The organism is Halosolutus halophilus, assembly GCF_022869805.1.
GTDB classification, from domain to species: domain Archaea; phylum Halobacteriota; class Halobacteria; order Halobacteriales; family Natrialbaceae; genus Halosolutus; species Halosolutus halophilus.
Genome location: NZ_CP094974.1, coordinates 3,199,303 through 3,223,970, shown reverse-complemented (window position 1 = coordinate 3,223,970; position 24,668 = coordinate 3,199,303). Strand labels below are relative to the sequence as shown.

The window sequence follows — 24,668 nt, the reverse complement described above, 5'->3', positions numbered from 1 at the left end:
CCGACTCGGCGTCTACTCGATCGAAATCACGTTCGCCTCCAGGTCGCGCGGATAGTAGGTCAGCCACTCGATCCCGTCGTCGGTGACGGCGATCGTGTCTGAGTGTCGATAGCCGTACGTATCGGTGTAGATCCCGGGCTCGATCGTCCAGACCTGGCCCGGCCGCATCACCGCATCGTCCTCGTCGTAGCTGGTGTGCTCGCTCTCGCAGTGGTCGCCCCAGCCGCGATCGATGTACGGCGGTTCGTGGCCGCCGAGGCCGATGTTGTGTCCGACGTGGTGCTGGGCGAGGTCCGCGACCCCCTGCTCCTCGAAGTACTCCTGGACGGCTCGATCGACGTCGGCGATCGGAACGCCCGGCCCGAGCGCCTCGATCGCGATCGTCTGGGCCTCGCACATGAGTTCGAAGTAGTGGACCTGTTCGTCCGTCGGGTCGCCGACGAACATCGTCCGCTCGAGTTCGGAGTAGTAGCCGTCGACGGTCGCCGTCGCGCCCGTGATCAGGACGTCGCCCTCCTCGAGCCGGCGATTCGCGGTGTGACCGTGGGGCAGTCGCGTCTGCTCGCCCGTAATGTAGCCCGCGTGAACCGGGCCGTCGCCACGGGTCCGCGGGACGTACCGTTCGCCCAGCGTATCGAGCATCGCCCTCGAGGCGTCCATCGACGCGCGCTGACTCACCGTCACCGGGTGTGCGCCGGGTTCGGTGTACTCCGCGAGGTACCGATGGCCCAGGTTCGCCCACGTCGCCGACTCCCGGATCAGGTCGATCTCCGCGTCGGACTTCTCCCAGCGCAGCCGCGAGATCCACGACTGCGTTTCGACGTCGACGTGGTCCGAGAGCGGTGGCCCCTCGTAGCCCATGGTGCCGGGCGCACCCTCGGCGTCGGCCGCGACGCGTTCCGCGCCGAGATCCGCCAGCATCTCGACTGCGACCGCGATCGGCCGCCCGCCCGGGTAGTCGCGGTAGTGATGCACCGCGTCGATCCGCGGGTTGGACTCGACGCGCTCGACTTCGAGTCGCGGCACCGTGATCCCGGCGCGATCCTCGGTCACCGCCAGCACGACGGGGCGCTCCGTCTGGATGTGATCGAAGCCGGTCAGGTACTCGATGCTCGTCGCGCCGAACCAGAGGCCGGCGTCCGCGTCGGTCTCGGCGATCCGGTCGCGAATCCGCTCGAGTCGATCCTCGTATTCCGCATCGGGGAGTTCGGTGGCCATAGGAATCCCTCTGTGCGGTAGCTAAAAAGGATTCAGGAGGCGGTGAGCGGGGAACCGGTCGGAGTCCAGTCGCGATCGGTCCGCAGGATCCCCACGCTAGCTGCGGCTGGCCACGCAACTCGGGCAGCAGATCGTGGCGACCCGCTTTACGGAGTACCCGAGAGCGGGGCGGACGAGACGGGTACCGGCCACCCGCGGCCGCAATATCACTCACCCGGTGCTCAAATTCATCTGTTATGACAATATTTATTAGCACATTTTATAGTTATGTTCATATACATGTCATCAATTCGCGGAAGTACACAGTCCAGTCACTACCACCCCACAGTCGATGTTCCGAAGGTCGCGGGGATTGCAACCGTGCTCGTCGCGGTGAACATTCTGCTGATGCTGGCGGGCAGTTACACACCGATCGCGGACCTCGGACTCGTCCTCTTTTCGAACTTCTTCGTCGGCGTTGGCACGTTCGTCGTAACGATCGGTGGCGGATTCTGGATTTCGAACAGGGGTATCGAACGGGGTACCCTGCCGGTTGCAGGCGCTGGCGTCGCACTGATCCAGTTTGGCTACACGCTTCTCGGTTCCGCAATCCTCGTGATCGCACCGTCCGCGCTTCGAGTTCCGGCCCTCAGCATCACGACGATCCTTACGGGTCTCCTCACGGCCGGCGTCGTGGTTCTCGTGTACCGCACCGATCGGTCGTTCGAGCGCTGGCAGACTTACTCCAGAGGGCTGTTCGTCGCTGGGTTCGGTGCTGGCGGAGTCGGGTTCTTCCTCAACTCCTCGCTCATGATTTTCGCTTTCGTCCTGTTCTTCCTGGGGTTCGTCACGGATCTCACGTACGAAATCTGGGCCGTGAAGGAGCACAAGTATGCGAGCGCGCTCCGGAACGCGCTCGGAATCTACGTCGCCGTGATGGGCGTCTTCGTCCACATCCTGCAATTGGTACTGCGCGTTCTCTCCCTTCTCGATAACTAATATCAGCACACAGATCGCGCGAATACCCCACAAGGGCATCCTCCTCAGGGTAGTGTTCCCGGTTGGGTCCCCCTGAAGGTCGCTTCCGGAAACAGTCCGTCGACCGCTCCCTCGTTGAGCGCCTCGATGAGCGCCCCCGTCGTCCCTTCGAGTAATACTATCCCCATCTGGGCCGACGAATCGGCGATCGCGAGCGCATCCATATCCTCGACGGACGATTCGAAGTCCTCGATGGCGGCTTCGATCAACTCGAGTTGCTCCTGTTGTATCTGCTCGAGTTCCGCCCGGTACTCGGATTCGTTGAGTTCCGTCCGCTGTCGACTCAGATTGAGCTGGCGCTGCTGGAGTTCGACCAGGTCCTCCTGATCCGGCTGGATGTACGCCGTGACCGTGGACGTCGGTCCGAGGGTCTCGCCCGAGCCGTCGCCGTCACCGTCGTCGGTGGAATCGTCTTCGCCGTCCGAGCCGGTCGGACTGGCACTGTCGAGTTGGCTACACCCAGCTACGGAGACCGCCGCTCCGGTTCCTGCGAGCCCGAGAAACCGACGGCGGTTTGGAAAGAGATCCATTACGCGTCTGTTCTCGACCACTGAAAAATAAGTCTACCTCTCAGGAGTCGATCCCTTCGAGCCGCGTTCGCCGTCGCGGCCCCGAACCGATCGTCGCGAATCCGTCCACCGTCGGGGCGAATATCGACTACAAAATCTCACACGGAAGACGGCGGCTGCGGGCGTTACAAGGGGATGGATTCGTCGAATACTACGAAAACCGGGGGCTCTATCAGATCGCTAGTCGCGGCCACGCGTATCTCGATCGTCGGCTATCGAGTGAACTTGCCGCGAAAGAACTCGAATGAAAAGGGGTACATTTCCCCTAGTTTTCTTGGAGGTCCGTTGTGAATTCGTTACTATTGATTGAGTTCTCGTCGTCACCAGAAACTGCGACGGCATCAATTCGAACAGTAACAGTATCGCCATCAGACCAAGCAGAACTGCCTCCTGCATTTGCGTCAACAGTTTCTGTGTTGCCTACATCTGTAAGTCCCCGCTGGCTTTCGGACTCTCGGGGGGGCGACGTCCGCGTCACGCGGGAGGGTCCGCTATGAGTTCGCGGACGTCGCGCGTACAGTCAGCACACAGTCGGCGAAGCGCGTCGACGCGATCGCCGCAGCGCTCGTCGGACTCGACGAGGCGGTTCCTCGCGAATCACCGTCCTCGTGGCCAGAAAGGGTGTTTCCTGAAGGATCAGCGGTCGACAATCCGGTTTTTGATCCAACAGAATTTGGGGCTACTGTGATTACGATACGCCACGCTGGACCAATTGCGATGTCAACCGCAAGCGGACGGAAGAAACTCGCTGCGAGGTGTGAAAACTGCCACTCTATCTTCGCTTCCGAGATCGGCGCGGATGGGACTATTCGCCCCATCGGAATAAAGCAAGGTTGTAGCTGTGGCAGCGGAGACTTCCGGCCGTTAGGGTGAACGGTACCGTCCGCACAGTGAGCATCGTCGTTCGCGCCGACTCACCTCGATTCTCGACGGCAAGACGAACCTGCTCATCCGTTGCCTGTTCGGCAGGATGGGAGATCGCCGTCCGGGACTCGACGTCGTACAGCAGACTCGTCGGGCCGAACAGTCCGTCACGCAGTCGCCTCACCTCCGTGACGACCGGGAGACGTCTCCGGATCGGGAATTCCGACGGCGAGCCAGCAGCGGACCCGTGGCTCAGTCGGCGGTAGCTATCGCAGTCGCTGCAACGATGGGTGCGATCGTCACCGAAGACGCGACGGAATCGATCGGTGACGTGGGCTCCGCAGTGACGGCACGTCGACCGATCGACTGCCGACCACGGCGCGATCGTCACGGCGACCACCCCGTTTCTGCTACTACTTTCGCAAGACGGCGGCGATCCGCGACGTGGAACCAGTTCAGTTCATCGTTTCCTCGGGTGATCCCAGACAGAAAAACTGGCAGTAGATAGCTTGGAACGGATGATAACGAAGCTTCAGCAGTATGCCACGCTTCGATCGAGAACGAAGTCCGCCCTCCCCGATTTGAACGGGGGTCTTCAGCACAAAAGAACGGACTGCGTCGGCCTAACTGGCTCGGATTTTCCGACCATGGGTTCGCAGAGATGACCTGAAGCGTCGATCCCATCGCATCAAAGCGAGCAGCCGATCTCTCCGTCGTACGACGGGCAGCCGACGCTTCAGAGTAGAAACCCGCGGAGCTCTTCCAGTGTCCGCTCTGGGGCTTCCTCTGGTAGGAAGTGGCCACACGAGAGCCCCTGGCCGGTGACGTCGGTCGCCCAGCGCTCCCAGACGTCGAGAGGATCGAACGAGACGGTCCCTGAACCGGCGCCCCACAGGGCGAGAACTGGGCACTCGATACGTTCACCCGCCTCACGTGATGCGCGATCGTGGTCGAGGTCGATGCTCAATCCGGCGCGGTAGTCTTCGCAACTGGCTCTGACGACCGACTCCTGCTCGAAACAGCGGTGGTACTCGGCCACGGCCTCGTCGTCGAGTTCCTCCGGATGTTCGGCCCAGTTCTCGATGAGGTGGTCGACGTAGAACGTCGGCTCGTGACTGATAAGCCGCTCGGGAATCGGATGGGGTTGAGCGAGGAACAGCCAGTGGTACATCGCCTTCGCGTACGCGTAGTCCATCGCCTCCGCCGTTTCGAGCGTGGGGACGATATCGAGGACGGCGAGCTTCCGGATACGCTCGGGGTGGTCGAACGCGAACCGATAGCCGACGCGTGCACCGCGGTCGTGGCCGGCGAGCAGATATTCGTCGTAGCCGAGTGCCTCCATGACTGTGACCATATCCTCGGCCATGACCCGATTCGCGTAGTCGGCCGTTTCCGGATCGTCGGGGCCGATACTGTCGCCGTACCCGCGGAGGTCCGGCGCGACGACGGTATACTTCTCCGCCAGCTGCGGGGCTATTTTGTGCCACGTAACGTGGGTCTGGGGATAGCCGTGCAGGAGGAGCAGCGGCGGCCCGTCCCCGCCCTTCTGAAGGTGGATCTCGGCCTCGCCAACGTCGATGTACTGCCCATCGAAATTTGTGAACACACCACATAGATGTGTCCGGCATCGCTTGAAGCTTCGGCCGCTACTGAACCGTACTGTGAGATGACGTGTCCGTCAGAAAGCGGAGTTAGTCTCGTGGCCGGGGACGGATCCGGCACGACCATCGGTGAGTACGGTATCGAACTCTCCGGTGGTCAGCGCCGAGCGGCCGGTATCCCCGGGACGCTGTTCAGTGACTCTGCAACCATCTTCGGTAAGGAACCGGTTACCTGGTCACGGAGACGGACTGTTACTGTTGCTGCCAACGATCGCTCAGGCCCGCGTGCCCGTCGGTTCCGGAGCGGTCCGGCGTCCCTTGGCCCACGAGCCGATCGCACCACCCAGGGCACCGGGGATGGCGTAGAAGGCGAGCATGAGTATCCCGAGGACAAGCACACTGAACGACGCGACGAGACCTGCGAATAGCAGGGTCGTGAACGTCGCAAGGGCTAACAAGACCAGGGACCCGAAGACGGTCGCGATACCGCCGTGGATCGCACCGGAACTTACCGCCCCGCCAGCGAGATATCCGGCGGTGAGGCCACCGAGGACACCGATTCCACCCCAGTACAGTAGCACGACCGAGGCTTCCGATCCCACGTAGATGAGCCCGCTGATGAACCCTAACGCGAGGGTCGTGACGAATCCGGTTATTACAGCCGTCCAGTTGATGCTCATAATCAAGCGTTAGTACGCTGTTAGTGGTGATAAAGAGCGTTTCACAGGATACGGACAGTACGATCCCGCGGACTGTATATACAGTAGTACTCGGGTATCGATACGGGCAGTCTATACAACGATTTCAAACAAAACTCCCCCCTCATACACGAACGTGTCGTTGCCTGGAAGCCTGTTTCTTGGTAATTCAGCCTGAAGATGCAATTTCGTTAATACTCTCACTGTGGAATCACTACCATGGGCGAAACTGACTCTCCGGTTCGTAACGTCCGCGTCTGGGCGGCGCGCGAACACCTCGGATGGTGGGGTCTGGGGGCTGTGCTACTGGCCGTCCTTGGACTCGTCGTCAACCAGTATCTCCCGTGGCTCGTCTTCGGCCTGTTTATTTACTACGTCGCGCGGCCCATCACCCGGCGACTCGAACAGCACATCGCCTCGCCGACTCTCGTCGCGGCCCTGACGCTGCTCCTGATCATCGTCCCGATCGTCCTGGTGGCCGGCGTGATCTTGCTCGTCGCGCTCGGGCAACTCGTGACGGCAGTCTCGAACGTGCCGGTCGACAGGATCGTCGCGCAGTTACCGATCCCGATCTCGGATCTCCCGAACACGCCCTCGGAGGTGTACGACACGACGCTCGTGCTGATCCAGGAACCGTCCGTCCAGAACCTATTGGGCACGGTCGGCGGCGTAGTCGGTGCGATCGGCGCAGTGCTTTTCAACGCGTTCATCTCGCTGTTGATCGCGTTCTTCCTGCTGATCAGCGACCGCGACATCGCAGTCTGGTTCGAATCGAACGTGTTCGGCGAGGACACCCTCACATCGGAGTACCTGTCGGCCGTCGATCGCGGGCTGGGTTCGGTCTACTTCGGCTACACGATGACCATCTTCGCGGTCATCATCCTCTCGGCGGTCATCTACGCGGTGTTCAACCTCGCCGCTCCAAGAGGAATAGCGATCCCCTCAGCGGTGCTGTTTGCCGTCGTCACCGGCCTCTTCACGCTCGTCCCGCTCGTCGGGCGATCGATCGTTTACGCCATGATCGCCGCGATCCTTGCCGTTCAGGCGGTCGCTGTCGATCCGATATTCCTCTGGGTTCCGCTGGTGTTCCTCGCGGTCATGATCGTTGCGTTCGACAATCTCGTCCGGACGTACATCCGACCGTACCTCTCCGGCCGGTTGCTCAACACCGGGCTGGTCATGTTCGCGTACCTGTTCGGTCCGCCACTGTTTGGCTGGTCAGGGATCTTCCTCGGACCGTTCCTGATGCTGTTCATCGTGATATTCGTCCAGATGATTCTCCCGGTCCTGGCCGATCCGGAGCACGAGCGCGCCGACGGCGAACCCGAGCACACGCTCGACGAGTACTCCGATAGCGTGGCCGACCAGCAGGACGACCGTCCGTCCGAGACAGACCGTTCCGACGTCGGATCTGGGGGAGATCCGGCGGCGTAAGTTCCGCGCGCTCGCCAAACGCGACCAAGATAAGCGATGGGAAGGCCAGAACCAGAAGTGTAAGCGAGATGAATGTCGTCCGCTGTACGTCGACTGTAATCCGTTCGCAGGAGAAGTCCGCCCTCCCCGATTTGAACGGGGGACAAGTCGATCTACAGTCGACTGCTCTACCAGTCTGAGCTAAGGGCGGGTACACCAGAACGTAGTCGCCGGTGCAAACATAAGGGTTACCATTCATCCTCGAATGCGAGTGTGTAACAAACCGTGAACGGAAGAATGATTAATATGGGTGAAGTGTTAACATGCAAGGTACCTATCCCCCATGAGCAAGATCACGTTCCGCGCCGACGACGATCTCGTCGACGAACTCGAGACCCTGGACGCCTCGAAAAGCGAAGTGATGCGGGAGGCGCTCCGGGCATATCTTACGGACGCGGAGCAGCGCGAGGGGAACCAGAACGCGGACGAAGGCGTTCGACAGGACGGGACGGGTCCGATCGACGATCTGATTCGCGAGCGCGTGGACACACTGTTGTCGGAGCGAGTCGGAGAGCGACCCCCACGAGAACCACAGGACGTCAACGTGTCAATCACACTCGACGGGAACGCCGCGGACCGTAATACAGATGTCTCACAATCGACTGGCGTCCCGGCGGAGCCCGCCGACCGCGATCGCCGGTGCAGCCAGTGTGGCGAAGACGTCGACGCGGACCACGTCTACTGCCCCAATTGCGGGGAGAAAGCGTCTCGGCGGTCGTTCTGTGAGTGCGGCGACGAACTCCGATCGGACTGGGCGTTCTGTCCCAGCTGCGGTCGCCGAACGCCCGCCGCGGACGTGCTCGACTCGAAATAGTCGGAACCGACGACAGTCGTAAGACACAGAAAGTGATGATGGACGAAAGTTTTATTGTATCGGCCAGTCTCTTCCTTATTCGCGTAAGACGGTTGTCTTACAGCGGTCGGCTGGGGCCGGAAAACGCCCGATGTCGGGCGGTTCCGACGTAAGACACGCTGCGTCTGACAGGGGCGCGCGATCCGTCTTACCCTCAACGGGGAATACAATCATGGAGCGTGTGACACTGCGAATCCCGAAACAGCAGATCGAGGAGGTAGAACAACTGGTCGACTCGGGCGAGTTCCCGAACCGGAGCGAAGCGATTCGGTCGGCGGTCCGAGAGATGATCAACGAACAGTACGACGGACACAGCGAGCAGTCCGGTAAACGCACCTGGGCGAAGGTGTAACGATGCAGGATATCGTTCAGGACGCCCTGGAGAACGCCGAGGAAGAGGCCCGCGAGATGGACGCCGAGATGGACGGCGACGAGTTCGGGGATCCACGAATCGTCATCGTCGGCTGCGGCGGCGCGGGTAACAACACGATCAACCGACTGTACAACATCGGCGTCGACGGTGCGGACACGATCGCGATCAACACCGACAAACAGCACCTCAAGATGATCGAGGCCGACACGAAGATCCTCGTCGGCAAGTCCCTCACCAACGGGCTCGGGGCGGGCGGCGACCCCTCGATGGGCGAACGCGCCACCGAGATGGCCCAGGGTACGATCAAGGAAGTCCTCGGCGAGGCCGACCTCGTGTTCGTGACGGCGGGCATGGGCGGTGGTACCGGCACGGGTGCCGCCCCCGTCGTCTCGAAGATCGCCAAGGAACAGGGAGCGATCGTCGTCGGGATGGTCTCGACGCCGTTCAACGTCGAGCGCGCCCGCACGGTGAAAGCCGAAGAGGGCCTCGAGAAGCTTCGCGATCGCGCCGACTCGATCATCGTCCTCGACAACAACCGACTGCTCGATTACGTCCCGAACCTCCCGATCGGCAAGGCGTTCTCGGTGATGGATCAGATCATTGCCGAGACCGTCAAGGGAATCTCGGAGACGATCACCCAGCCCTCGCTGATCAACTTAGACTACGCGGACATGTCCACGATCATGAACCAGGGCGGGGTCGCGGTCATGCTGGTCGGAGAGACACAGGACAAGAACAAGACCGACGAGGTCGTCAAGGACGCAATGAACCACCCCCTGCTCGACGTCGACTACCGTGGGGCCTCGGGTGGCCTCGTCCACATCACCGGTGGGCCGGATCTCACTCTCAAGGAGGCCGAAGGGATCGCCGACAACATCACCGAACGCCTCGAGGCGTCGGCGAACGTCATCTGGGGTGCCCGGATCCAGGAGAACTACAAGGGCAAGGTCCGCGTGATGGCGATCATGACGGGCGTCCAGAGCGCACAGGTGCTCGGGCCGACGACGCAGAAACAGGCCGACAAGTCGCGCCAGAGCATCGAAGGCGTCACGGAGGCCGACTTCGACGCGAGCCAGAACGTCGAGAGTCGCGAGTTCGGTGCCCAGAGCGACGGGGGCAAGCGCGAACTCGAGAAACAGAACGGCGTCGACGTCATCCGCTAGCGGTCCGACACACTTCCGGTCCGACGTTCGAACCGGCTGTTTCCCTCTCGATACGACGCTCGGATCGTCCGACACACCACCGATCCGTACACCCGGATCGACCGACACACCGCCGGTTCAGCGTCGGTTCGACGCTCTCTTTGGAACCAGTGGCCGATTCAGAAAGATCGAAGCGCGAGAGCGACGGCGATCGTGATTGCGATCGACGGACGACGCTCATCGCGTGCACATTCGGTGCCCGTCCGACGTGCGCAGTCGTTTTTCCGGCCGGACGTGGTACGAGAGTCCGCCCGCTGACGGACGACGGGCCGAAGCAACTTCGAGATCGCGGGGACTCTACTGCTCGCACACCGTCACCGTGCCGTGGTTGATTCCGGCGTCGACGAAAACGTCGTCGCGATCGGCGACCGTACCGGCGACGGGAGAGACCGCGACGGGTGGCACCTGTCCGTCACTACGCCGGCAGACGTGCCGATTGCACGCGGGTGCCTGGAGCTAATTCCTCGTAAACGGGGGAAATAGCGCGTTTACGATCGATCCGATGATCGGCGGTGCGGACTGCCGATCCGGCCCGAACGGACGAGCGACCGCGTCCGATCGGTCGAGGACCGCAGGTCAGGCCAGCGACTCGAGGAGCGAACACTTCCGACAGACCTCGCGGGTAGTGGTCGAGCCACATTCGACGCACTCCTGCAGGTCGGCGCCGTCGTCGCCGCCGTATTCGTCGGCGGCGATGCCGGCGAGTTCCTCGTAACCGGCGAGGATCGAGTGGCGCGTCCCGGGATGGTTCTCCTCGAGATCGTACAGCAACTGCTGGATCTCGCCCCGGTAGGCCTCGCTGGCGTGGGGACACTCGGTGATGTGGGCCGGGAGGTCGTCGATGTGGGCGTAGAGGGCGACTTCCTTCTCGGGAACGTCACGAAGTGGTTTCGCGCGCGGGACGAACTCCTCCTGGTCGTCGCGTTCCGACAGCGGGCCGAGGCTGGCGTCGAAGTGTTTGGCGATCTGGGCGACGTCGCCTTCGAGGACGTTCATCAGCGCCGTCTGGGCTTCGTCGTCGAGGTTGTGGCCCGTCAACAGGAGGTCGGCCCCGAGGTCCGCGGCGTACCGAGAGAGCACGTCCCGCCGGAAGACGCCGCAGTAGGCGCAGGCGGCCATATTCTCGGGGTCGTCTTCGACGACGTCGTCCATCCGAACCCCGAACTCGTCCTCGTAGGTGACGAGTTCGTGACGAATCCCCAGGTCGTCCGTGAGTTCCACGCAGGCCTCGACCGATCTGTCCCGGTAGCCCTCGATGCCCTCGTGAATCGTCAGGCCGACGAGTTCGATGCGGGGGTCCTCGGAAAAGGTGTCGTGGAGGATCTGCGTGAGGACGACGCTGTCCTTTCCCCCCGAGAGTCCGATCACCCACGTCTGGGGGTCTTCGGGCGTCGCGTCGTGTGGGACGAGGTCGTCCCGACGCACCCGACGGCGCACCCGCTTCTCGACCGATTCGCGGAAGTGATCCGCACAGAGGTGCGCTCCGGAGTAGGCGGCGTGCATCACCGCCTCTTCGTCACACCGGTTACAGTCCATTAGCGGTCCGTTGTGGGTCGCCCTCCATCACGGTTTCGTCTGCGAGAGCGAGCGAGGTCGATCGGGCGGCGGCGGTCGTCAGGCGGGGATCTCGTCTTCCTCGTCTCGCTCCTCGACCGCGGCGGCACCCTCGTCGAGCGCCGCGAGTAGCGTGTCGACGTGGGCCTCGCGACTCCGCGAGGAGAACAGTTCGTGGCCGCCGTCGTACAGCACGACGTGTCTGGCAGGGACCCGCTCCCCGATCGGGCGCAGGCTGACGACGGGATCGCGAAGCGAACAGAAGACGACGGCGTCGTGGTCGATCGTCAGCAGTTCCTGCTGTGCGCGGCGGGTCTCCCGGACGAACGCGGGCGAGACCCAGCGCGGGGTCGTCGCGATCTGGTGGTCGGTCGCCAGTTCGCCGAGGGCGTCCGCGTCCAGCTCGGCGATCGGCAGGCACGGGAACGTCGTCGGGACGGTCGCGACCAGATCGAGAACCGTCTCCGGGTAGTCCTCGCTGTATCCCCACCACGGACTCAGGTAGACGTGGTTGTCCGCGCCGTCGAGGGCCTGCGCGACGAGTGCGCCGGCGCTGTGGCCCAGCAGCTGGTACCCCTCCAGGTCGAGGACGTACTCGGCGATCGGCTCGAGCCAGTCGGCTTTGAAGTCGTCGATGTTGGTCGGCAACTCGAACGCGTGGACGCGATAGCCGGCGTCGGTCAACTCGCCGATGAGCCAGCTGACGTTCTCGTGGGTCCATCGGTTCCCCCAGCCCATGACGAAGACGAGTTCCGTCTCGCCGTCCTCGTTGAAGACGCGGTGTCTCATACGTCTCAGTTTGCCGGGAACGGACAAAAATGTGGTCTCTTGACACGAGCCTGGGAAAACGAGGGCGAACCGATCCGCCGTTTGACAAGGACTTTCGCCGTTGCACACCAGTAACGGGTATGTTCGACGCCCTGCGGGCCCGCCTCTACCGGATCGCGTTCAACCTGTTTCCCGCCTACCGGGGGACCGGCGCGCGAGTTACCCACATCGACCCGGACTGGCGGGAAATCCGGATCGAACTGCCGCTCTCGTGGCGCACGCGAAACTACGTCGGGACGACCTTCGGCGGGAGCATGTACGCCGCGGTCGACCCGTTCTACATGATCATGCTGCTCAAAACGCTCGGCGACGAGTACGTCGTCTGGGATAAAGAGGCCGAGATCCGGTTCAAGAAACCCGGACGCGAGACGCTGTACGCGAGGTTTACGCTCTCCGACGCGGAACTCGAGGCGATCCGTGCCGAACTCGATCGGCCGGACGCGGAGTCGATCGATCGCCACTACACGGTCGATCTGGTCGACGCGACGGGCGAGGTCCACGCGACTGTCCGGAAGACGATCTACGTCACGACGGACCAGTCGAAGAAAGCCTGAGACGCACCGAGAGTGGGCGGACCGTCGGACTGAGAAACGGTTTTGCGCCTCGAGACCGAACTTCGGCCGATGACTGGCTTTGACCGCAGCGACGCGGTCGATCGGCTCGAGGACCTCGTCGACACCGTCGCGGAAGAGCGGATGCCCGTCCCCGTCCGTGAAGTCTGGGCGTTCGGCGACGTCGCGCTCGGACTCGATCCCGTCGATCGGCTCGACGTGTACCTGACGAAAGACGTGCTGATGCGAGACGATAGCAGGGCCGCGTCGGACGCTGGCGACGACGATCGGGAGCCGGCGGCACGGTTCCGCGAATCACACGGGATCGAGGGCGTCGGCAAGTCGGTTCGTGCCGACTGGGCCGCCGACCACCCGGAGTACCTCCGGGCGAACGCGAACGGCCACGCCGCACCCGAGAAGTGCCTCGCCGCCCACCTGCTCGGCGAGAACGAACCGATCCACCTCGAGGTCTGTAACGCGCCCTTCGAGGACAACGTCACGCAGCGCCTCCGGGGGGCGAAACTGCGCGAGGATTACACCCAGTTGCTCGATCCCCGCGGCGTCTGTCTCTGGGCCGACGGTACCCGAAGCGGCGAGGCGTTCCGCAAACTCCGCGAGAGCGAACTGGCGCTACCGACGCTGTCGGCGGCCCTGGAGATGCTCGGGATGGACGAGGAGGAAGCGACCGAGGCCGCACGGGAACTCCACGCCTGGCGGGAACGACAGGACGGCGTGACGGTGCGAGGGGACGTCGTCTGAGCCGATCGCGAGAGCCTACAGCATGATGCCCATCATCTGCTCGGCGACGTAGTCGTCGTCGATCTTGTAGTGGGCCTGCCGGAGCGCTTCGGTCTCCCAGCGGTGATCCTCGAGGAACCGAACGGCGTCCTGGTTCGTCGCCGGAACGCTCTGGTATACCTTCTCGAACCCGTTCTCCCGCGCCCACCTGAGGCCTCGCTCCATGAGGTGGCTGCCGATCCCGTGGCCGCGGTACTCTTCGAGCACGCCCATCGTGAGTTCGGCGGTGTGTGCCAGTTTCTCGTAGTTCGGCGCGTGCAGGTGGGCCCAGCCGACCACGTCGTCGTCGACTGTGGCCACGAAGAAGATCCGGGACTCGATGTCGTTGTGCCGGAAGACGACCTCCTCGTGGTCCAGCAGGTCCACGACGGTCTCCGCGACGAGGTAGTCGTTCTCCTCGGCGACCTCGCGCATCACGCCCACGATCCCCTTGAGGTCGCCCTGGTTCGCCGGTCGAATCGTGAACGTGAGGTCGTCGGTCGTGTGTTCTACCTCGGCACCGGTGTCGATCGCGATCCGTAACAGGCTCCCTTCTTCCTCGAGGTATTCGTCTCGTTTGAGTTCGTCGATCGCTTCTCGCAGGCGGTTCGGTTCGATCGAGAGTGCCGTCTCGAGTTCTTCGATGGCGACGGCACCGTTTCGCTCGATGTAGTCGTAAATGTCTCTGTAGTCTCTGGTCTCGAATCGCGGCTGGTCGATGGCTTGCATGGCGGGACTAGTTCTCCGCCGGCGTATTTAGAGATTGTCAGATGTTACCAAACACCATAATAGTGCGCGTCGACAGGTTCGAGACCGGAGAGTCCGTGGAGTCGGAGACGGTCAGACGGGACGACGCTGCCGTCGGACACCAGTCAGCGATCGCTCGCTCGCGTCTCAGCGATCGTCGCAGCGGGTGACGACCGTTCGGGTGCGATCGATGCGGACAGCGGGTCGTCCGACGGCATCAGTTCAGATCCTTCCGGACGAACCAGAACTGGCTGAGCAGTACCAGTCCGATCGTCATCGCGAGCAGGGCGCCGACGCCGGCGAAGTCGTACTGTCCGTCGAGCAGGATCGCGTTCGGGTCGTAGTACCGCATCGGGGCGATCGCACCCAGCGCCTCGGAGTCGGTTTCGGCGAGCAGCGACTCGAACAGGTAGAGTCCGAACGTCACCCCCAGCGCGACTCGCTGGGCGATACTCGTTCGATCGAAGACGACGGACGCGAGCAGGCCGATCCCCGCGCAGGCGAAGAGATACGGGATGGACAGCAAGTGAACGGCGAGCACGTCGCTCGCGGCGACGGGGTGGTCGATCAGCCGGGAACCGACGTAGACGACGAACGGCGTCGGAAGGTTGACGACGACGATCGGGACGACCATCGCGCCGAACTTCTCCCCGACGACGCGGGCCCGCGAGATCGGCATCGAGAGCAGGAGGTCCATCCGCCCGCGTTCGACGTCGTCGGCGATCACGCCCGCCGTGGCGTAGGCGACGTACAGTCCCAGCAGGATGATCCAGCCGAACATGTAGAGTTCGAACGCGAGAAATCCCTCGAGGCTGGCCATCGTCTGGACGTCGAACAACTGGATGATCTGCTCGGGATAGGCCTCGAGGAGCGCGTCGGCGTCCTCGAACGCCTCCCCGAAGGAGGGATAGACCCAGATCACGAGCGCCGCGAGCAGGGCCATCCCGACTCCGAGGACGGCACTGCCGGTGAGTCGATGTTCGCCGTCGTAGCGGGCGATCTCAAACATCCTCTTCACCCCCGTAGAAACGCATGAAAACGTCCTCGAGCGGCGCTTCCTCGATCGAACAGTCCTGCAGTTGATACTCGGACAGCGCCGCCAGCAGCTCGTTGACGTTGCCGGTGAACGTGAACGTACACTCGTCGACGGTGTCGGGTGTCGAACTCGTAACCGTCGCGGATCCGTCCGATCCGCCCATCGTCTCTACCCTCGTCTCGTCGGGGTTTCCCGCCGCCTCTACCGTCTCACGTTCGGGCCCGTCGTGCTGCCCGACTTCGAGGTCGTGGACGCCCGGCAGATCGAGCGCGTCGACCGGAATCGGCTCCGAAGCTTTGAGCCGGACGACTTTCCCGCTCCGATCGAGCAACGCCTCGACGGGTTCGATGGTGACGATCCGCCCGTTGCGAATGATCCCGACCCGATCGCAGAGCCGCCGGACCTCGCCGAGGACGTGCGAGGAGAAAAAGATCGTCACTCCGCGGGCTCGTTCGTCCCGGACGAAGCTCGCGAAGCGCTGTTTCAACAGGGGATCGAGGCCGTTCGTCGGCTCGTCGAGGATCACGAGGTCGGGTTCGTGCATGAACGCCGTCACGAGTCCGAGCTTCTGGACGTTTCCCTGCGAGTACTCGCGGATCGGTCGGTCGAGCGGCGGATCGAACAGTTGGAGCAACTCCTCGCTGCGCTCGTCACCCTTGATGCTGGCGTGTAAGTCGAGCACCTCGCGGCCGGTCGCCCGCTCGTCGAACGCCGGATCGTCCGGGAGGTAGCCGATCCGCCGTTTGGCCTCGATGAGGTCGCGTTCCGCGTCGATCTCGTGGCCGAGCAGGCGCACCGTGCCGGCGGTCGGCGAGAGAAAGCCGAGCAGGGTCCGGATCGTCGTCGTCTTCCCGGCGCCGTTCGGGCCGAGGTAGCCGAACACCTCGCCCCGTTCGACGGTGAACGTCACGTCGTCGTTGGCGAGGACCTCGCCGTAATCCTTCGTCAGTCCTTCGAGTTCGATCGCAGCCATACGATGGCTACGGACGGGGGGATCAAGGTGTTGTCGACAGGAGAATAGGTCGGTCGAACTGACCGGTTGCTGTCCCCGTACTCCCGGCGATCCGTCGCGTCGACGAGTGCCTATGCGTCCGTCACCCGGCCGACGGTCACGTAGAACGGCACCGTCTCGGTGCGGCGGTACTCGCGGTTGCCCATCTGATCGATCACGTCCCGGCCCATCTCACGCCAGGCGCCCCGGAGTTCGTCGTACTCCGGCCCGGTCAACTCGCCGTCGAGCATCGTCTCGCGATCGTCGGCCAGCCCGGCCCCCGTCGCCTTGCGGCGGGCGACGGTCAGGGCGTGCTCGTCGTACGGCGGTTCGATCGTCCGGACGTGATCGTAGCGCCGCGTCTCGCACACGTCGAGTCCGGCGTCCGTAAACGCCGTTTTCGCACCGGATCCCAGCGTGACGTCGGTGTCGACGCCCTCGAGATAGGCTCGTCGCGCCCGCCGTTCGAGTGACTCCTCGGCGTCGACGCTCGAGTCGACGGCGACCGCACCGTTGTCGGGTTCGATCGCTGCGACGAGGGTCGTCGAGACGCGAGCGAACTCCGCCAGCGCAGCGGCCGGATCGGGCAGGTTGATCAACAGCGCCTGACAGACGACGAGGTCGAACGCGTCGTCGGGAAACGGTAGTTGGAGCGCGTCGCCGGCGACCACCGGGACGTGCTCGCCGGCGACCGCGAGGAGGTCCCGATCGGCGTCGCAGCCGATCACCTCGCCGGGACACTCCGATGCGAGCACGCGGCTCAACTCGCCGGTCCCGCAGCCGACGTCGAGAACGCGATCGCGGGACGACAGGTCCAGCGGCTCGAGGGCCTCCCGGGAGTCGTCCCACATCCCGGAGCGGGTACGGCGCAGGTAGTCTTCGGAGAACTCGCGCACGGCGACAGGTAACGGGGTCGCAACCAAAAACGGGTCGATCTCGGATCCGGTCGCGGGGTCGCCCCGGCCGATCGTCGTCCCGATTCGCGGCGTCTACTCCTCGCGCAGTTCCTTGACCTTCTCGATGTTCCAGGCGAACCCGCGGCCGTCCTCGGTCGGCGTCTCGAGCGCGAACGGCAACTCCCGCAGGTCGGGGTGGTTGACGATCGCCTTCATGCCGTCCTCGCCGATGTAGCCCTCGCCGACGTGGGCGTGTTCGTCCTTGTGAGTTCCCACGTCGTGTTTCGAGTCGTTGAGGTGGACGTACTCGAGATACTCCAGGCCGACCACGTCGTCGAACCGCCCGACCGTCTCGTCGACCGCCTCGGGGGTCGTGAGGTCGTTGCCCGCGACCAGGGTGTGGGCGGTGTCGATGCAGATGCCGATGTCGGTCTCGGTCCGATCGATGATGCCGGCCAGGTGCTCGAACTCGCCGCCGAGTTTGGTGCCGCTGCCGGCGTCGGACTCGATGAGGATCCGGACGCCGTCGGGGACGTCGAGTTCGTCGATGACGCTCGCCGCGTTGTCGAGGCCACCTTCGACGCCCGCGCCCGTGTGCGCACCGAGGTGAACGTTGACGTACGGAAGGCCGAGTTTGTCCGCGGCGTCGAGTTCGGCCTGCATGCTCTCCATCGACTTCCGGCGGAGGTCGTCTTTCGGCGTACAGAGGTTGACGAGGTAGGCCGAGTGAATCACCCACGGCCCCTCGAGCAGTTCGTCGGTCTCTTCCCGGAACCCGTCGGCGGCCTCGTCGCTGATCTCTGGCTGTTGCCAGACCTGCGGCGAGGTCGTGAAGATCTGCCCGCAGTTACCGCCGAAGGCGCGCTGGCGGTGGACCGCGTTGCGGATGTCGTCGTACGGCGGTGTTTCCTCGTCGGACGAGACGCGCGAACCGGAGATCGAAACGTGTGCGCCGACCTTCATAGCCACTCGTCAGTCCCGGGTCGTGATAGGTACTTCGGAGGAACGCGATCGATGCGTGACTGGATCTCAGCTGTCGGTAATCACTGTTCGCCCGCCTCGAGGACCTCTCGATCCCGCACCCACGCATCGGTACCGAACTTCCGGTCGGCGAGGTCGCGAGCGGCCTCGAGTTCGTCGTCGTTCCAGGTCGACTCGGCCGCGTCACACCAATCCCGCAGCGCTCCCGCGATCGTCTCGACCGCTTCGTCGCGGTCGATTCCCGCTTCGTCGCGGATGGCGGTCACTCGACCGGTAAACGTCGATTCGTCGATATCCGCGTCGAAGACGCCGACGTGTGCCCGCGGCTCGAGAGCGTAACTGATCGAGCCGTGCTGGATGACGACGTCCCGCTGTCGGTACTGGGCGTTGCCGCTGATCTTCTCGGCGTCGTCGCCCGCGTCCGCCGGCGCGACGATGTCGTGGGCCGGGTTGATGTCCCGAAGATAGCACGAGGGCTGGTAGATTGCGTCCTGCTCGACCGACGCGAAGGCGGCGTCGACGCCCATCCGATCCAACGCCTCGAGGATCGGTTCGCAGAACAGTTCGTAACAGTCCATCAGGTCCCCCGGAACCTCGTCGGCCGGGGCGACGATGGTGTAGGAAATGTCGGCGTACCGGTCGTGATAGATCCCGCCGCCGCCGGTCTGTCGGCGCGTGACGTCGATCCCCTCCCGTTCGCAGAAGTCCCAGTCGACAGTGTCGGCGTCCTGTCGATACCCAAGCGAGAGCGTGCTCGGCTCCCACGAGTACGTGCGGACGGTTCGAACGTCGTCCTCGAGCGCCGTTCGCGCGGCGACTTCCTCGAGTGCCATCTGCGTCGCTCCGTCGCGAGGCTCGTCCCGGATCAGCCGCCAGTCCCGATCCGCGAGGTCCGTATCGGTCGAACGGTCTGTGGTGTCGCTCATATCCCCCCAGTTGCGCTCGAGGAGGTTAGAGGTAGGGTTCGGACGGTCCGTGGACCTGCATCCGGAACGGGGCCGTGTCCGCGGATGGGTCACCTGCGTGTTCGATTCCCAGTTCCCAAGAACGGCTCGAGGTGTTTATTCGCTGTCGTGATCTCGGTCGGCGTATCGATGGCGATGATCTCGGAACGCGTTGCGGACGGCGTCTACCGGTGCGGGAGCGAGCGAGTGAACTGGTACCTCGTGGAGACGGCCGACGGCATCACGGTCGTCGATACTGGCTTTCCGGCACACTGGGAACAGTTCGACAGTCAACTCGAGACGATGGGCCACGGCGTGACGGACGTCGACGCCTGCATACTGACTCACGCGCATCCCGACCACGCGGGGTTCGCCGAGCGACTCCACAGGGAAGCCGGGGTCCCGGTGTGGGTCCATGAAGCCGACGCCGCACACGCTCGAGGCGACGCCGAGGTGGCTCTCACCAAAGGAATCGTTCGCCTCTGGCGGCCGGAGCTCGCCCGGTATGCGGTCGAATTCGTTCGCTCGGGTGGCCTCTCTGTCCCGCCGCTGACGACGTTTCGTACGGTCGCGGACGGCGAGACGCTCGACGTGCCGGGCTCGCCGCGAGTCGTTCACACCCCCGGCCACAGCGAGGGGCACGTCGCGTACCACTTCCCCGAGCAGGAGGCCCTCTTCTGCGGCGATGAACTCGTCACGACCGATTTCGTCGCCGGCCGCGGCCACCGGCCGCAACTGCTCGCCGACTGGTTCAACCCGGATCACGACCGCGCGTACAAGTCGCTGTCCCGACTCGAGTCGATCGGCGAGGTCTTCATCCTGCCGGGCCACGGCGAGCCGTGGTACGGTCACACCGAGACAGCCGTCGAACTCGCTCGAGAGCGAGAAAAACGGAAGTAACGATTCATCCGCGAACAGCGATACCCGTCAAACCGACGCCCGGTCCCGTTCGTTGAGAACACGATGAAATCCGACACGAACACGCACAGTGAACGGACTGCCATCCGGAGGAAGTAGTACGGTAGGGGTAGCTAATTCGATATACCGACATCTGATTTATACCACGGTGGTGCATCAGTAGCCCAGCCGACGAGAGCGACGGACACGACTCCCTCGCCGACTGTGACGCACTCGAGCGTGCGTCACGCCGTTTTTACGTATACGACGGCTACCCACGCCTATGGTGCGAAACGTCGCCGGGCTACTCCCGGAACTCGACGAGGAAGACTTCTATCTCCTCTCGGGGGTCGAACAGGGGATGCGGTTCTCCGAGTGGGTCCAGCGAGAGAAGCTCCCGAAGTTCACCAATATGACCGAGGAGGAGGTCGACTACCGGCTCGAGCGCTGTCTCAAGCGCGGGCTAGTCGAGAAGGAGACGATCCAGTACGAGGGGTACACCCTCCAATTCGAAGGGTACGACGTCCTGGCGTTGCGAGCACTCGTCGAACAGGATACGATTTCCGAGTTCGGCTCGCCGCTGGGCGTCGGCAAGGAAAGCGACGTCTACGAGGTTCGATCGTACAAACCCCTGGCCCTGAAGTACCACCGCGAGGGGTACACGAACTTCCGGGAGGTCCACAAGGAACGCGACTACGCGTCCGACAAGGAACACGTCTCCTGGATGTACACCGCCCGCAAGGCCGCCGAACGGGAGCACGACATCTTGGAGGACCTGTACCCGGACGTTTCGGTCCCGCAGCCGATCGACCAGAACCGTCACGCGATCGTGATGGAGAAGATGGACGGCGTGGAACTCTCCCGGACGAAACTCGAGGACGACCAGGTGGTCGGAGTTCTCGATCTGCTGGTTTCCGAGATCGAACGCGCACACGAGATCGGATACGTCCACGCGGACATGAGCGAGTACAACGTCTTCGTCGACAAAGGGGGCGTCACGATTTTCGACTGGCCACAGGCCGTGCCGACGGACCACGAGAACGCCGACGAGTTCCTCCGTCGCGATCTGGGGAACGTCGTCGGCTACTTCCGGCGAAAGTACCCCCAGCACGTGCCGGACGACGTCGCGAGCGACGATCTCGCGGCGTCGATCGAGGACGGCTCGTTCGAGACCGTGACCGAGTTCGTGTGACCGGGGCTGTCCTGCCGCGTGGACGCCTCGACTGGTAGTCGATCGACTCCGGAACCCGAACCGAATTCGAACCCGGACCCAGTCCCGTCCGCACGACGTCGCCGGTCAGCGCTTTCATCAGTCCGAACACGCGACCTGCCGGGTCGATCGTCCCGGGTCCGCGCGCATTCGCGTCGGTTTCGTCCGTCGCCAGTTCGGCCCTGGTGTCGCCGACTCAGCCCGGGTGTGGCCGTTCTGAATCCCGCCCGCATCAGGAGTTGGCTGCGATCGTTCCCCCGACACTGGACGACGGGGACGTTCCTGCTCGTCTGGTGGTGTCCGGTGACTCACTCGAAGCCGCCACCGACGCCGTTCTACCGCCTCCCCGGTTCGACGACGGGTGACGGGTCGATCGGAACCCGCCCGATCGGCGCGGCGGTCGAACCGCCTGTTTCGGCGTCTGTGAAGCTGCTACCGCCTGTTGCTCCGATCGCCGTCGCAGCCGCTCGCTGGCGGTGGTAAATCAAATATCGATATACGAAATCGCGTGCTTCCGGTGCCGGACGAGCCGAGACGATGGCGTCCCGTCGGTTCAGACCGGCGTTCCCGAGAGGTCCGGCTGTCGATCCGGCTCGATCGGCCGTTCGGGGTGCCGGAGCTGCTCGTACGCGCGAGCCGTGGTCGCGAGCGTGTAGACGGTGAGGGCCGCCCCGGCGACCTGCGTGAGGACGAGCCCGAAGACGCCACCGATCAGGAGCGCCGGGAGGCCGACGACCGCGTTGACGGCCAGCCCGATCGCGAGGACCGCGACGCCGAGACCGAACAGTCGGAGCCGACTGCCGCGGGTGAGAGCCCAGCTACTCCGGAACGCGCGAACGAAGTTCTGATTCTCGACTGCGACGAAGACGCCCCAGTAGTAGAGACTGACGAGGAGGAACAGGCCCGGCAGGAGGAGAAACAGACTCCCGAGGGCGACCACGAGCGCGAACACGATCGCGCCGACGAGCATGTTGAGCGCGACGAGACCGACGTTCCGGCGGACGAACTCGCGAGGGATCGTCTCGGTCTCGTCGGAGACGAAGGTCCTGAGCGCGACGATCGTCGCGACGAGCGTCGCCAGGGCGAGAACGATCGAGAGGAGTCCGGCGCCGAAGGTCACGAGTCCGCCCGCCGGCGCCTCACCTGTGCCCATCGGACCGAGCGTCGATCGGGTTACGAGGGCGTTTCCGACGGCGAGAACGGCGAAGATCGCGGCGAGGAGCAGTCCGTTTCGCTGGCGAGTCCGGTCGAATCCCTCGGCCATCGCGTCGATGATACTGAAGACCATACGGGTAGTACGCGCCCCGTACAGATATGTGTAGCACTCGTTATGTGTATCGGCGAATCTGATCGATCGGTATTCCTGGGAATAGCGGGTTGTTCGAGGGGAGTTCGAATTTTGTTAGCCAGTACTATCAGCATGTGTATATAGATCGAACCCGGGATCGAGTCGTCGGTTTTCGACGACGTCGGGATTTACGCCCGGTGCGAGGACGAACTCGGCCCCGGCGTCGATCACCGACTGGGCGGTCGCCTCGTCGAGGACGGTTCCCGCCCCGACGACGGCGTCCGCGTCGGCCAGCGCCTCGTCGACGGCCGCCACCTTCTCGCTCACGTGCGGGTCGTTCGCAGTGACCTCGATCGCGCCGACGCCGGCGTTACGCTCCCCGACTACCGCGTACGCGAGGACTGAAGTCACCGGCGTCACGACGTTTTCTCATGTCGACACCGAAGACCGCGATCAATCTCTACAGCGTGCGCGCCCTCGACGAATCGCTCACCGAGGTGCTCGATCGGGTCGCCGCCGCCGGCTACGACGGCGTTCAGTTCGCCGGTCAGTACAGCCCGATCGCCGCCGCCGACCCGGACGCGATCGCGGACGCGCTCGCCGACCGCGACCTCGAGGCGACGCCGCCACACGTCGGGTTCGAGGCGCTGCGAGACGATCGCGAAAGCGTCCGCTCGGCGTACGGGCCGTTCGACGTCGACGGCGTCGTCGTACCGTGGCTCGACGAATCGCACTTCGAATCGGCCGCGGCGGTCGACGAGGCTGCGACCGAACTCGACGACCTCGCGGCGGCGCTCGCTGCCGACGGATGGGACCTCCACTACCACAATCACGCCCACGAGTACGCGGCCCTCGACGGCGAGCGGGCGTTCGATCGCTTCTGCGAGAGAACCGCGATCGGCATCGAACTCGACGTCGGCTGGGCGCTCGTCGGCGGCGACGATCCCGCCGAACGCATCCGCGAACTCGGCGATCGGGTGTCTCAGGTTCACATGAAAGACATCGACGTCGGAGGGGTTTCCGGTCCGGTCGCCGCCGACTCGGACGCCGTCGAGTTCGTCGAAATCGGACAGGGCGACGTCGACATGGGGGCCTGTGCCGACGCGGCCGCGGCTGTCGACGCGGAGTGGCTGATCTACGAACACGACGATCCGGCGGATCCGGCGGGGTCGATCGATCGAGGGGCGGCGTTTCTGGACACCCTGTAACGACAGCACGCCATTCGCGGCGTCGAGCGAGGTCGGACACGGTCACACTGCCGATTCGGATCGATGGGACGGTCTCTGGGGGACCCTGTCCAAAACGCACTGCGTTACGGCCTTTCACCGCGAGCGGCCCCCGACGTCCCTCGAAAACGAAATCGGATTCCGAACGCGTCTCGACGAAACTGCCCACGGATGCCCACGGCGTCGAGACGGCTAGACCCGTCTACTCGAAGCGATCGACGGCCTGCTCGTAGCGGTCGGACGGCTCCTCCCAGTCGACGACCTCGAAGAAGTTGTCGACGAAGTCGCCGCGGCCGGGTCCGTAATCGTGGTAGTAGGAGTGCTCCCAGACGTCCAGCGCGAGCACCGGGTGCGAGCCCCAGAGCGCGCCCTGGTCGTGCTTGTCGACCACGACGTTGCGGAGTCGATTGGAGAAACTGTCGTAGACGAGCAGCGCCCACCCGCCGGCCGCGGACGCGGCGGCCTCGAACTCCCCCTTCCAGGCCCCGTAGGAGCCGAAATCCTCCTCGATGCGGTCGGCGAGCGCGCCTGTCGGCTCGTCGCCGCCGTCGGGACTCATGCTCTGCCAGAACAGGTCGTGGAGGACGTGACCCGATCCGTTGTGCGTGACGTTGCGGATCGCGCCGGCGGACGAGGAGAAGTCTCCCTCCTCGCGGTTCGCGGCCAGCGTTTCCTCGGCGCTGTTCCAGCCGTCGACGTAGCCCTGGTGGTGCGTGTCGTGGTGCCAGGTGAGCGCCTGTTCGGAGATGTGCGGTTCGAGCGCGTCGTAGTCGTACGGTAGCGGCGGCAGTTCGTAGCGTGTCATGGATTTGATCTCCGGTAGGATTCCAGGTGGCAACGGAGAATAAGGATTTCCTGAAATTCAGTTTTGTAC

At 63.9% G+C, this 24,668-nt stretch carries 24 protein-coding genes, 1 tRNA gene and 2 pseudogenes; 10 read left to right on the top strand and 17 right to left on the bottom strand.

Annotated features, from left to right (window positions below; translation table 11 throughout):
- Positions 1-12: 12 nt before the first annotated feature.
- Entirely contained in the window at positions 13-1,218 is a 1,206-nt protein-coding gene (locus tag MUG98_RS15785; RefSeq protein ID WP_265108395.1) for a M24 family metallopeptidase, read from the bottom strand.
- 279 nt (positions 1,219-1,497) lie between these two features.
- Between MUG98_RS15785 and MUG98_RS15780 the strand changes: the two genes are divergently transcribed.
- Entirely contained in the window at positions 1,498-2,196 is a 699-nt protein-coding gene (locus MUG98_RS15780; RefSeq protein WP_265108394.1) for a hypothetical protein, read from the top strand.
- Between the two features lie 44 nt (positions 2,197-2,240).
- Here the strand turns inward: MUG98_RS15780 and MUG98_RS15775 are convergent, their stop codons facing one another.
- The 4 genes and pseudogenes from MUG98_RS15775 to MUG98_RS15755 all read right to left on the bottom strand — a co-directional run bounded on the left by MUG98_RS15775 (position 2,241) and on the right by MUG98_RS15755 (position 5,949).
- The gene (locus MUG98_RS15775) at positions 2,241-2,765 is read right to left on the bottom strand and encodes a hypothetical protein (protein WP_265108393.1); all 525 of its coding nucleotides are present in this window, start codon (positions 2,763-2,765) and stop codon (positions 2,241-2,243) included.
- 1,070 nt (positions 2,766-3,835) lie between these two features.
- Positions 3,836-4,068, bottom strand: a pseudogene (locus MUG98_RS15765) (DUF7563 family protein).
- A 336-nt stretch (positions 4,069-4,404) separates the two neighbouring features.
- Entirely contained in the window at positions 4,405-5,274 is an 870-nt protein-coding gene (locus MUG98_RS15760) for an alpha/beta fold hydrolase (RefSeq protein WP_265108392.1), read from the bottom strand.
- A gap of 270 nt (positions 5,275-5,544) precedes the next feature.
- Positions 5,545-5,949 (bottom strand): DUF5518 domain-containing protein, encoded by a 405-nt coding sequence (locus tag MUG98_RS15755; protein WP_265108391.1) that lies wholly within the window; start codon positions 5,947-5,949, stop codon positions 5,545-5,547.
- 237 nt (positions 5,950-6,186) lie between these two features.
- On the opposite strand from MUG98_RS15755, the gene MUG98_RS15750 reads away from it, so the two are divergent.
- Positions 6,187-7,401 carry an AI-2E family transporter gene (locus tag MUG98_RS15750; RefSeq protein WP_265108390.1) on the top strand — a complete coding sequence of 405 codons (1,215 nt, stop codon included), beginning with the start codon at positions 6,187-6,189 and terminating at the stop codon, positions 7,399-7,401.
- A 116-nt stretch (positions 7,402-7,517) separates the two neighbouring features.
- On the opposite strand, the gene MUG98_RS15745 is transcribed toward MUG98_RS15750, so the two are convergent.
- A tRNA-Tyr gene (locus MUG98_RS15745) sits at positions 7,518-7,591 on the bottom strand.
- 132 nt (positions 7,592-7,723) lie between these two features.
- On the opposite strand from MUG98_RS15745, the gene MUG98_RS15740 reads away from it, so the two are divergent.
- The 3 genes from MUG98_RS15740 (at position 7,724) to ftsZ (ending at position 9,829) form a co-directional block, all read left to right on the top strand.
- Entirely contained in the window at positions 7,724-8,254 is a 531-nt protein-coding gene (locus tag MUG98_RS15740; protein WP_265108389.1) for a double zinc ribbon domain-containing protein, read from the top strand.
- A gap of 211 nt (positions 8,255-8,465) precedes the next feature.
- Positions 8,466-8,645 carry a ribbon-helix-helix domain-containing protein gene (locus MUG98_RS15735; RefSeq protein WP_250140132.1) on the top strand — a complete coding sequence of 60 codons (180 nt, stop codon included), beginning with the start codon at positions 8,466-8,468 and terminating at the stop codon, positions 8,643-8,645.
- 2 nt (positions 8,646-8,647) lie between these two features.
- A complete protein-coding gene (gene ftsZ, locus MUG98_RS15730; protein WP_265108388.1) occupies positions 8,648-9,829 on the top strand; it encodes a cell division protein FtsZ in 1,182 nt (393 codons plus the stop codon).
- Positions 9,830-10,444: 615 nt separating this feature from the next.
- On the opposite strand, the gene ncsA is transcribed toward ftsZ, so the two are convergent.
- Together ncsA and MUG98_RS15720 are read right to left on the bottom strand one after the other, a co-directional pair.
- Positions 10,445-11,404, bottom strand: coding sequence for a tRNA 2-thiolation protein NcsA (ncsA, locus tag MUG98_RS15725; protein ID WP_265108387.1), 960 nt, complete (start codon positions 11,402-11,404; stop codon positions 10,445-10,447).
- A gap of 78 nt (positions 11,405-11,482) precedes the next feature.
- Positions 11,483-12,211 carry an alpha/beta fold hydrolase gene (locus tag MUG98_RS15720; RefSeq protein WP_265108386.1) on the bottom strand — a complete coding sequence of 243 codons (729 nt, stop codon included), beginning with the start codon at positions 12,209-12,211 and terminating at the stop codon, positions 11,483-11,485.
- Between the two features lie 119 nt (positions 12,212-12,330).
- Here MUG98_RS15720 and MUG98_RS15715 point away from each other — a divergent pair, with 119 nt between their 5' ends.
- Positions 12,331-12,804 carry a DUF4442 domain-containing protein gene (locus MUG98_RS15715; protein WP_265108385.1) on the top strand — a complete coding sequence of 158 codons (474 nt, stop codon included), beginning with the start codon at positions 12,331-12,333 and terminating at the stop codon, positions 12,802-12,804.
- Positions 12,805-12,873: 69 nt separating this feature from the next.
- Positions 12,874-13,560, top strand: a complete 687-nt coding sequence (locus tag MUG98_RS15710; RefSeq protein WP_265108384.1) for a DUF7095 family protein — start codon at positions 12,874-12,876, stop codon at positions 13,558-13,560.
- Positions 13,561-13,575: 15 nt separating this feature from the next.
- On the opposite strand, the gene MUG98_RS15705 is transcribed toward MUG98_RS15710, so the two are convergent.
- The 6 genes from MUG98_RS15705 to MUG98_RS15680 form a co-directional block, all read right to left on the bottom strand.
- On the bottom strand, positions 13,576-14,307 hold the full coding sequence (locus MUG98_RS15705; RefSeq protein ID WP_265108383.1) for a GNAT family N-acetyltransferase: 732 nt from the start codon (positions 14,305-14,307) through the stop codon (positions 13,576-13,578).
- Between the two features lie 235 nt (positions 14,308-14,542).
- Positions 14,543-15,334, bottom strand: coding sequence for an ABC transporter permease (locus MUG98_RS15700; protein ID WP_265108382.1), 792 nt, complete (start codon positions 15,332-15,334; stop codon positions 14,543-14,545).
- Positions 15,327-16,334 carry an ABC transporter ATP-binding protein gene (locus MUG98_RS15695; RefSeq protein ID WP_265108381.1) on the bottom strand — a complete coding sequence of 336 codons (1,008 nt, stop codon included), beginning with the start codon at positions 16,332-16,334 and terminating at the stop codon, positions 15,327-15,329. The genes MUG98_RS15700 and MUG98_RS15695 overlap by 8 nt, the downstream gene beginning before the upstream one ends.
- Before the next feature lie 110 nt (positions 16,335-16,444).
- Positions 16,445-17,248, bottom strand: coding sequence for a class I SAM-dependent methyltransferase (locus MUG98_RS15690; RefSeq protein ID WP_265108380.1), 804 nt, complete (start codon positions 17,246-17,248; stop codon positions 16,445-16,447).
- 93 nt (positions 17,249-17,341) lie between these two features.
- On the bottom strand, positions 17,342-18,211 hold the full coding sequence (locus MUG98_RS15685; RefSeq protein WP_265108379.1) for a deoxyribonuclease IV: 870 nt from the start codon (positions 18,209-18,211) through the stop codon (positions 17,342-17,344).
- An 80-nt stretch (positions 18,212-18,291) separates the two neighbouring features.
- Positions 18,292-19,155 carry a lipoate--protein ligase family protein gene (locus MUG98_RS15680; RefSeq protein WP_265108378.1) on the bottom strand — a complete coding sequence of 288 codons (864 nt, stop codon included), beginning with the start codon at positions 19,153-19,155 and terminating at the stop codon, positions 18,292-18,294.
- Positions 19,156-19,323: 168 nt separating this feature from the next.
- Here MUG98_RS15680 and MUG98_RS15675 point away from each other — a divergent pair, with 168 nt between their 5' ends.
- On the top strand, positions 19,324-20,073 hold the full coding sequence (locus MUG98_RS15675) for an MBL fold metallo-hydrolase (RefSeq protein ID WP_265108377.1): 750 nt from the start codon (positions 19,324-19,326) through the stop codon (positions 20,071-20,073).
- Between the two features lie 280 nt (positions 20,074-20,353).
- Positions 20,354-21,262 carry a serine/threonine-protein kinase RIO2 gene (locus tag MUG98_RS15670; RefSeq protein ID WP_265108376.1) on the top strand — a complete coding sequence of 303 codons (909 nt, stop codon included), beginning with the start codon at positions 20,354-20,356 and terminating at the stop codon, positions 21,260-21,262.
- A gap of 571 nt (positions 21,263-21,833) precedes the next feature.
- On the opposite strand, the gene MUG98_RS15665 is transcribed toward MUG98_RS15670, so the two are convergent.
- Positions 21,834-22,568 (bottom strand): DUF7847 domain-containing protein, encoded by a 735-nt coding sequence (locus tag MUG98_RS15665; RefSeq protein ID WP_265108375.1) that lies wholly within the window; start codon positions 22,566-22,568, stop codon positions 21,834-21,836.
- A 174-nt stretch (positions 22,569-22,742) separates the two neighbouring features.
- Positions 22,743-22,988, bottom strand: a pseudogene (locus MUG98_RS15660) (bifunctional 4-hydroxy-2-oxoglutarate aldolase/2-dehydro-3-deoxy-phosphogluconate aldolase); the annotation flags it as partial.
- A gap of 11 nt (positions 22,989-22,999) precedes the next feature.
- Here MUG98_RS15660 and MUG98_RS15655 point away from each other — a divergent pair.
- Positions 23,000-23,776 (top strand): sugar phosphate isomerase/epimerase family protein, encoded by a 777-nt coding sequence (locus MUG98_RS15655; protein WP_265108374.1) that lies wholly within the window; start codon positions 23,000-23,002, stop codon positions 23,774-23,776.
- Between the two features lie 220 nt (positions 23,777-23,996).
- Here the strand turns inward: MUG98_RS15655 and sod are convergent, their stop codons facing one another.
- A complete protein-coding gene (gene sod, locus MUG98_RS15650) occupies positions 23,997-24,599 on the bottom strand; it encodes a superoxide dismutase (protein ID WP_265108373.1) in 603 nt (200 codons plus the stop codon).
- Between the last annotated feature and the right edge of the window lie 69 nt (positions 24,600-24,668).